We start from the raw sequence: 6,753 nt of genomic DNA on the forward strand, positions 1-6,753 counted from the left end.
TGCGCGCAGGGCGGCCCCCGCGCGCGCCTCCGCCGCCCCCGCGTTCAGGCGTCGTGGCACCTTCGCCCCCGCGAGCGTGCGCCGTTCAGCGCGACGGTGGCACGAACTCGGGCTGGTCGAGCACCCGCAGCCAGCTGCCGTCGGCCTGGCGCCTGACGACCTGGGCCCGCGCGCCCGTCCCGTCCTTCGGCGGGGTCGAGGTGAGGGCGATATCGCCGCTGATGAGCGTGGGCAGGGGCTGTTCCGCCTCGAAGCGGGGGCGGTTCGCCAGCACCTTCGCCCAGAGCTCGCGGATCGCTTCCCGTCCCACCGTCACCTGGCCGGGCGGGTAGGCGAGCACCGCGTTCTCGTCGTACAGCGCGGCGACCCCGGCCGCGTCACCGGCGTTGGACCGCTCGACGAACAGACGGGTGATGTCCTCGGGCCGCATGGCCTTCTCGTACTCCGGCATGGGTACCTCCAGGCATTGGCCGGCGTGGGCGGGCGCATCGGCCAGCCGCTCCGGCAGTGCTTCTTCAGGTCCGACAGTGCTTCTCCAGCTCTGGCAGTGCTTCTCCAGCTCCGGCAGTTCCTCTCCAGTGTCCGCAAGCTGCCCATCAGAAGTCCAACAGATGGTTCTTCTGCAGACTAGAATTCACAGTCATGGAACTGAGGCAGCTGGAGTACTTCGTCGCGGTCGCCGAGGAGCAGAACTTCACGCGCGCGGCCGAGCGTGTGCACATCAGCCAGTCCGGTGTGAGCGCCCAGATCCGTCAGCTTGAACGGGAAGTCGGCGCCGAGCTGTTCGACCGGTCGGGCCGGACCGTCACGCTGACCGTCGCCGGGAAAGCCGCACTCGCATACGCCCGTGCCGCACTCGCCGCGGCCGAAGCCGTGAGCGAGTCGGTGGGCGAGGTGGCCGGGCTGATCCGAGGGCGGCTCACCGTCGGCATGGTGATCGGCTGCACCCTCACGCCGTTGTTCGACGCCCTCGCCGCATTCCACACGGCGCATCCGGGCGTGGAGATCGCGCTCCTGGAGGACAGCTCCGACCGGCTCGTCGAAGGCGTGCGGACCGGCACGGTCGACCTGGCGCTCATCGGGGCCGCGGAAGCCACCCCCGAGGATCTCGACACCTTGACCCTCATCAGCGAACGGCTCGTCGTGGCGGTCCCGGCCGGGCACCCCTTGGCGAAGCGCCGGCGCGTCATGCTGCGCGATCTGATGGCGCACCCGATCGTGTGCATGCCGCCCGGCACCGGGCTGCGCGCGGTGTTCGAGCAGGCGTGCGCGGCGCAGGGCCTTCAGCCCTCGATCGGGTTGCAGGCCAGTGCCGCGGACGCCATCGCCGAACTCGCCGCCCGCGGTCTCGGCGTCGCCGTCCTCAGCGACTCGATGGCGGACGGCCACCGCGACCGGCTCACCGTCCACCGCATCGTCGATGCGAAGACACCGGCGCTGCTCGCGCTGGTCTGGAAGAACGCGCACCATCCGCCGGTGCGTGAGGTGCTCAAGGACTGCCGACGTGCGTTCAAGGGGGCCGGTCCCGGATGAGGAACCGGCCCCTCACCGCCCGTCAGTCCGCCGGCGCGTAGACCGACTCGAAGGGCCACTCCCCCGAACCCACCGCGTACACCGCCTCGTTGTCCCCTTCGGAGACGGCCGCGCGCCTCGCGGCGTCCGCACCTCTCCGGAGGTCGTCGGTACCTCGACCGTGGCCGTGCCGCCCGCGGGCACGCGGACGTTCAAGCGCAGGGCGTCGCCTGCGCGGCGCCAGTCGCTGACCGCTTGGCCGTACGGCGTCGTACAGGTGCCGCGGGCCGAGGAACGGTCGCGTTCGTCCCCCGGGTGGGCGCCCATGTCGAGGGCGAGAGCCTCCGCGCCCTGCCCGCCGCGCCCGCGCCCACCGCACGGGGAGCCAAGACGTGCGGAAGGGCCGGCACAACCGGGGCGAGCCGGTCGGCCCATCTGCTGGCATCCGCAGGCGAGTTGAATCGTTTCGGGCCGCATCGACGGCCACGATGCGCGAGCCCGCAACGGCCGTCAAGACCTCTGTACGGGGAAAGTTGGCACCCACCCCTTGCCTGGCGCTTCGCCTCAACGTAGGTTCCTCGCGCATCGATTGAATCGTTTGAACCGTTCAATCGGGCCGCCATCGAGCTGAAGCCGTGCCATGCGGTCGCCCTGCCGCCGAACCGTTCGACCGCCCGGAAACCCAACGAGGAGAGCCATGAGCCTGCGACGCCGGACATTGCTGAGAATGAGCGCCGTGGCAGGCGCCGCGACGGCTCTGCACTGGGGCGGCGCGACGGGCACCGCCACGGCGGCTTCCTTCGCGGGCGCGGTACCCGGCCTCGGCGGTCCCGCGTCCTCGGTGCGCCCCAAGTTCCGCTGGTGGTGGCCCGACGCCCTGGTCGACACCGCCGAGATCGCCCGCGAGATCCGCGCCATCGCCGAAGGCGGCTTCGGCGGTGTGGAGATCGCCGCGGTCACGCACAGCATGACCGAGCAGCTGGACACGGTCCGCTACGGCTGGGGCACCGCCGCCTGGCGGGCCGCGATCGAGGCGGCGCTGCGCGAGGCGAAGAAGCGTGACGTCGAGGTCGACCTCACGATCGGTCCGGCCTGGCCCGCCGCCGTGCCCTCGATCACGCCGGACGCCAAGGCCGCGGCGAAGGAACTCGCCCACGGATTCGCAGTCGTGACGGCCGGCTCGACCTACCAGGGACCCCTGCCCGCCGCCCCGGCTGCCGAGGACGAGGGCGTGACCGAGCAGCGGCTGCTGACCGTGCAGTCCGTGCGGGTCTCGGCCGGCAGCTCACCGGAAGCCGAGCCGGTACGCCTCGACCAGGCGACCGTCACCGATGTCACCGACCGTGTCGCGGGCGGCAGCATCACATGGACCGCTCCCGCCGACGGCGCGACCTGGCTGCTCGTGGCGTACTGGGAACGCGGTTCGGGCCAGCGCCCCGAGGGCAGGGACCACACCACTCCCCTGTCCTACGTCGTGGACCACTTCAGCGACGCCGGCACCCGCGCGGTCACCGACTTCTGGGAGCGGCACATCCTCACGCCCCCGATCCGCGGGCTCCTTCGCGAGACGGGCGGAGCGCTGTTCGAGGACTCCATCGAGATGGAGACCGAGGCGACCCTGTGGACCCCGGCGCTCCCCGCCGAGTTCGAACGCCGCCGCGGATACGCGCTGCTCCCCTACCTGGCCGCGTTCATGGAACGGCACGAGGACCACGTCTTCAGCTTCGAGCCGACCCTCGACAAGGCGGTGCGCCGCGACGTCATGGAGGTGATCACCGAGCTGTACGTCGAGCACCATCTGCTTCCGCTGCAGAAGTGGGCGCACTCCCTCGGACTGAAGCTGCGCATCCAGCCTTACGGTCTGGAGACCGACGCCATCTACAAGTCGGCGCTCCTGGACATCACCGAGGGCGAGTCGCTCGGCTTCAAGAACCTGGACGACTTCCGGTGCCTGGCCGGCGGCCGGGACATGGGCGGCAAGCGCATCGTGTCGAACGAGGCGGGCGCCACGGCCGGCGGCGCGTACGCCACGACCTGGACCGACACCCTCAAGAAACTGGTCACGCAGTACGCGGCCGGTGTCAACCAGGCTGTCTTCCACGGCTTCGCGTACGCCGACGCTCCTGGTGCCCAGTGGCCGGGCTTCGCGGCCTTCTCGCCCTACTCGGGTGCGGCCGGCTACGGCGAGGCGTGGGGTCCGCGTCAGCCCACGTGGCGGCACACGCGGCCGATCGCCGATCAACTCGCCCGTCTGCAGGCCGTCCTGCAGACCGGAGTCAACAAGGTCGACGTCGGGGTGCTGCGGCAGAAGGGATACGCCGGCTCCGGCCTCGGCGCCCCCTGGTTCTCCGGTGACGGCGTGCCGGTCGGCTGGACGCACACGTTCCTCAGCCCGCGCCTGCTCGATCTGCCGTCCGCGAAGGTGCGCGGCGGCCGGTTCGCACCGGACGGCCTCGCGCTCAAGGCCCTCGTGGTCGACGGGGACATCATGGCGGGCCGCGAGCACACCCTGGAGCTTGGGGTCGCCGAGAAGCTGCTCTCGTACGCGAAGGCGGGACTGCGCGTCATCCTCGTCGGCGACTGGTCGGACGCCCGTGTGCCGGGGCGGGCCCGCCCCGGGGACGACGAGCGGCTGCGTCAACTCCTCGCGGAGCTAGGCACGTTGAAAACGGTCCACACCGTGGCCGACCGGCCGGACATACCGGAGGCCATCGCCGCGCTCGGGCTGCGCCGTGACGTCGAGTACGCGCAGTCGTCCATGCTGCTGCACACGCACCGGGCGAGTGACGAGGCCGACTGGTTCTACTTCGCCAACGACGCGGTCGGCAAGAAGGGTTCGACCGGGTCCCGCATCACGCATGACGTCACGCTGGCCCCGCACGTCAAGGGAGCCGTCCCGCACCGGCTCGACCCCTGGACGGGCGAGGTCGCCCCGATCGCCCTGTACACGCGCACCGCCGACGGCCGGATCCGGCTGACGGTGGACCTCGAACCGGGCGCGGTCACCGTGGTCGTGCTGGCCCGCCCGGCCCGTGACCTGCCCCGCCGTCATGCCACGGCCACCCGGGCGGACTCGATTCGTACAAGGGACGGGGCACGGCTGGAAGTCCGCGCCGCGGCCGCGGGCTCGTACACCACCACCCTCGACGACGGCCGTACCGTCGAGAGCACGATCGGCGCGGTGCCTGAGCCCGTCGCGCTGACGTCCTGGACCCTCACGGTCGACGACTGGAGGCCGGGCGCGAGCGCCACCGAGACGGCGCACGAGCGGCACGTGGTCGAACTGGACGCGCTCGCCCCCTGGTCGAGGATCCCCGGCCTGGAGGACGTCTCCGGAGTGGGCCGCTATCGCACGACCCTCGAGCTGGGCGCCGAGTGGTCCACGCGGCACGGCGCGTATCTGCAGCTGGGCGGTGTGTGCGACACGTTCCGTGTGACCGTCAACGGCAAGGAGCTGCCGCCGGTCGATCAGCTGACGCGGGTGGCGGATCTCGGCTCCCGGCTGCGGCGCGGCACCAACACCATCGAGGTGGAGGTGGCGAGCCCTCTCCTCAACCGCCTGCGGGTCACCCGACCGACGGTGTTCGGCGCCGCGAAGCGGCAGGACTACGGCCTGCTCGGCCCGGTGCGGATCGTGCCGTACGGGGTCGCGACTTTGCGGGTGTGAGGCCTGGCGCGCGAGGCGCATGACGAGGGGGACCGTCCGCAAGGACGGTCCCCCTCGGGGCTCGGCCGGCCGCGGTCCGTCACTCCCGCGCCAGGCTCGACTGCCGTACCACGAGCTCCGGTTGGAGCACCACGTGCTCGTGGTGGTGCCGGTCGGCTTCGGTGTCGGTCTCCTGGAGCAGCATCCGGGCGGCGAGGGTACCCAAGGTGCGGGCGGGCTGGCGGACCGAGGTCAGGGGCACCGTGGCGGCCGCCGCGAACTCGATGTCGTCGTAGCCGACGATCGCCATGTCCTCGGGGACCTTGACGCCTGCCGCGTACAGCGCCTGGAGCACACCGAGGGCGAGCAGGTCGTTGGCGCAGAAGACGGCCGTGGGGCGTTCGCCCAGACCCAGCAGCCGGCTGCCCGCGTCGCGCCCGGCGCTCACATCCAGCCGCTCGGTGGGCAGTTCGCGCAGCAGTCCGGCGTCAAGACCCGCCTCCGCCAGCGCGAGACGGGCGCCCTCGCGCCGGTCCTGCACCTGCTTCAGATGGGGCGGTCCGCTGACGTACGCCAGGGAGCGGTGGCCCTGTGCGAGCAGGTGGCGTACCGCGAGGGCGCCGCCCGCCACGTCGTCCACGGACACGGAGCAGCCCTCTTCGTCACCGGTGACGCGGTCCACGACTACGTACGGAATGCCCTGTCGGCGAAAGGCGCGCAGGGTCTCGCCGCTGGGGTCCGCGGGGGTGACCAGCGCGCCGCGTACGCGCTGTTCGGCGAAGAGCGACAGGTAGTGCGCCTCTTCCTCGGCGCTCTGGTCGCTGGTGCACACCATCACACCGAGCCCGGCTTCGCGGGCGGCCCGTTCGGCGCCGCGGGCCACGTCGACGAAGAAGGGGTTGCTCAGGTCGAGCACGAGCAGCGCCATGATGCGGCTCTGTCCGGCGCGCAGTTGACGGGCGGACTCGCTGCGCACATAGCCGAGGCCTTCGATGACCTCCTTGACGTGGCGCAGGGTCTGCTCGGAGACGCGGTCGGGCTGGTTGAGCACGTTGGACACCGTCCCGACGGACACCCCCGCCGCGCGCGCTACGTCCTTGATGCCGACGGGCGGCCGCCCCCTTGCCATGCGTCCCCCTGAAGTCCTGCTCGCTGCGCCCGCCATATGGTCGCCCGGTCCGTTCCTCATGCCAGGTGGAAGATCTCGGTCAGCGGACGCATCGCGCCGTCCGGCGACCGGCCGTCGAGCTCTTCGAAGAAGTCCGCCATCTCCGCCTGCCAGCGGGAGTTCACGTCGGTGGCGTCCATGGCCGCGCGTGCCGCGTCGAAGTCGTCGGTCTCCAGATAGCCGACGAGCAGGCCGTCCTCGCGCAGGAACAGGGAGTAGTTGCGCCAGCCGGCCGCCGAGAGCGCCGTGCGCATCTCCTGCCATACGTGGCGGTGGCGTTCGCGGTACTCGTCGATCCGGTCGCCGCGGACACGGAGCAGGAAGCAGACACGCTGCATGCCGGTGAAGTCCTCTCACGGGGTGGGGGGGGGGAAGCCCCGGGCGGGGGGGGCCCGCTGGGGGGGGGGGGGGGGAGGGGGGGGGGGCC

Annotated in this window: 6 protein-coding genes; 2 read left to right on the plus strand and 4 right to left on the minus strand. The window is 71.8% G+C overall.

Annotated elements, in window-relative coordinates:
- Positions 1-85: 85 nt before the first annotated feature.
- Complete coding sequence (locus JAO81_RS31215; RefSeq protein WP_199551318.1) at positions 86-451, minus strand: nuclear transport factor 2 family protein; 366 nt, start codon at positions 449-451, stop codon at positions 86-88.
- A gap of 191 nt (positions 452-642) precedes the next feature.
- Between JAO81_RS31215 and JAO81_RS31220 the strand changes: the two genes are divergently transcribed.
- Positions 643-1,533, plus strand: coding sequence for a LysR family transcriptional regulator (locus tag JAO81_RS31220; protein WP_199551319.1), 891 nt, complete (start codon positions 643-645; stop codon positions 1,531-1,533).
- A gap of 12 nt (positions 1,534-1,545) precedes the next feature.
- Here the strand turns inward: JAO81_RS31220 and JAO81_RS44100 are convergent, their stop codons facing one another.
- Positions 1,546-1,989 carry an alpha-L-rhamnosidase C-terminal domain-containing protein gene (locus tag JAO81_RS44100; protein ID WP_374194377.1) on the minus strand — a complete coding sequence of 148 codons (444 nt, stop codon included), beginning with the start codon at positions 1,987-1,989 and terminating at the stop codon, positions 1,546-1,548.
- 250 nt (positions 1,990-2,239) lie between these two features.
- On the opposite strand from JAO81_RS44100, the gene JAO81_RS31230 reads away from it, so the two are divergent.
- Positions 2,240-5,179, plus strand: coding sequence for a glycosyl hydrolase (locus JAO81_RS31230; protein WP_233416175.1), 2,940 nt, complete (start codon positions 2,240-2,242; stop codon positions 5,177-5,179).
- Positions 5,180-5,258: 79 nt separating this feature from the next.
- Here JAO81_RS31230 and JAO81_RS31235 read toward each other — a convergent pair whose 3' ends face one another.
- Both JAO81_RS31235 and JAO81_RS31240 read right to left on the minus strand, forming a co-directional pair.
- Complete coding sequence (locus JAO81_RS31235; RefSeq protein ID WP_199551322.1) at positions 5,259-6,287, minus strand: LacI family DNA-binding transcriptional regulator; 1,029 nt, start codon at positions 6,285-6,287, stop codon at positions 5,259-5,261.
- 56 nt (positions 6,288-6,343) lie between these two features.
- The gene (locus tag JAO81_RS31240) at positions 6,344-6,664 is read right to left on the minus strand and encodes an L-rhamnose mutarotase (RefSeq protein ID WP_165330085.1); all 321 of its coding nucleotides are present in this window, start codon (positions 6,662-6,664) and stop codon (positions 6,344-6,346) included.
- Between the last annotated feature and the right edge of the window lie 89 nt (positions 6,665-6,753).

Origin of the sequence: Streptomyces sp. N35, assembly GCF_016464295.1 — a bacterium.
Lineage (GTDB): Bacteria > Actinomycetota > Actinomycetes > Streptomycetales > Streptomycetaceae > Streptomyces.

What these genes read in the sequence shown, in the direction of transcription:
- JAO81_RS31215 (WP_199551318.1), bottom strand. Translation starts at nt 451, where the DNA reads ATGCCGGAGTACGAGAAGGCCATGCGGCCCGAGGACATCACCCGTCTG.
- JAO81_RS31220 (WP_199551319.1), top strand. Translation starts at nt 643, where the DNA reads ATGGAACTGAGGCAGCTGGAGTACTTCGTCGCGGTCGCCGAGGAGCAG.
- JAO81_RS44100 (WP_374194377.1), bottom strand. Translation starts at nt 1,989, where the DNA reads ATGCGGCCCGAAACGATTCAACTCGCCTGCGGATGCCAGCAGATGGGC.
- JAO81_RS31230 (WP_233416175.1), top strand. Translation starts at nt 2,240, where the DNA reads ATGAGCGCCGTGGCAGGCGCCGCGACGGCTCTGCACTGGGGCGGCGCG.
- JAO81_RS31235 (WP_199551322.1), bottom strand. Translation starts at nt 6,287, where the DNA reads ATGGCAAGGGGGCGGCCGCCCGTCGGCATCAAGGACGTAGCGCGCGCG.
- JAO81_RS31240 (WP_165330085.1), bottom strand. Translation starts at nt 6,664, where the DNA reads ATGCAGCGTGTCTGCTTCCTGCTCCGTGTCCGCGGCGACCGGATCGAC.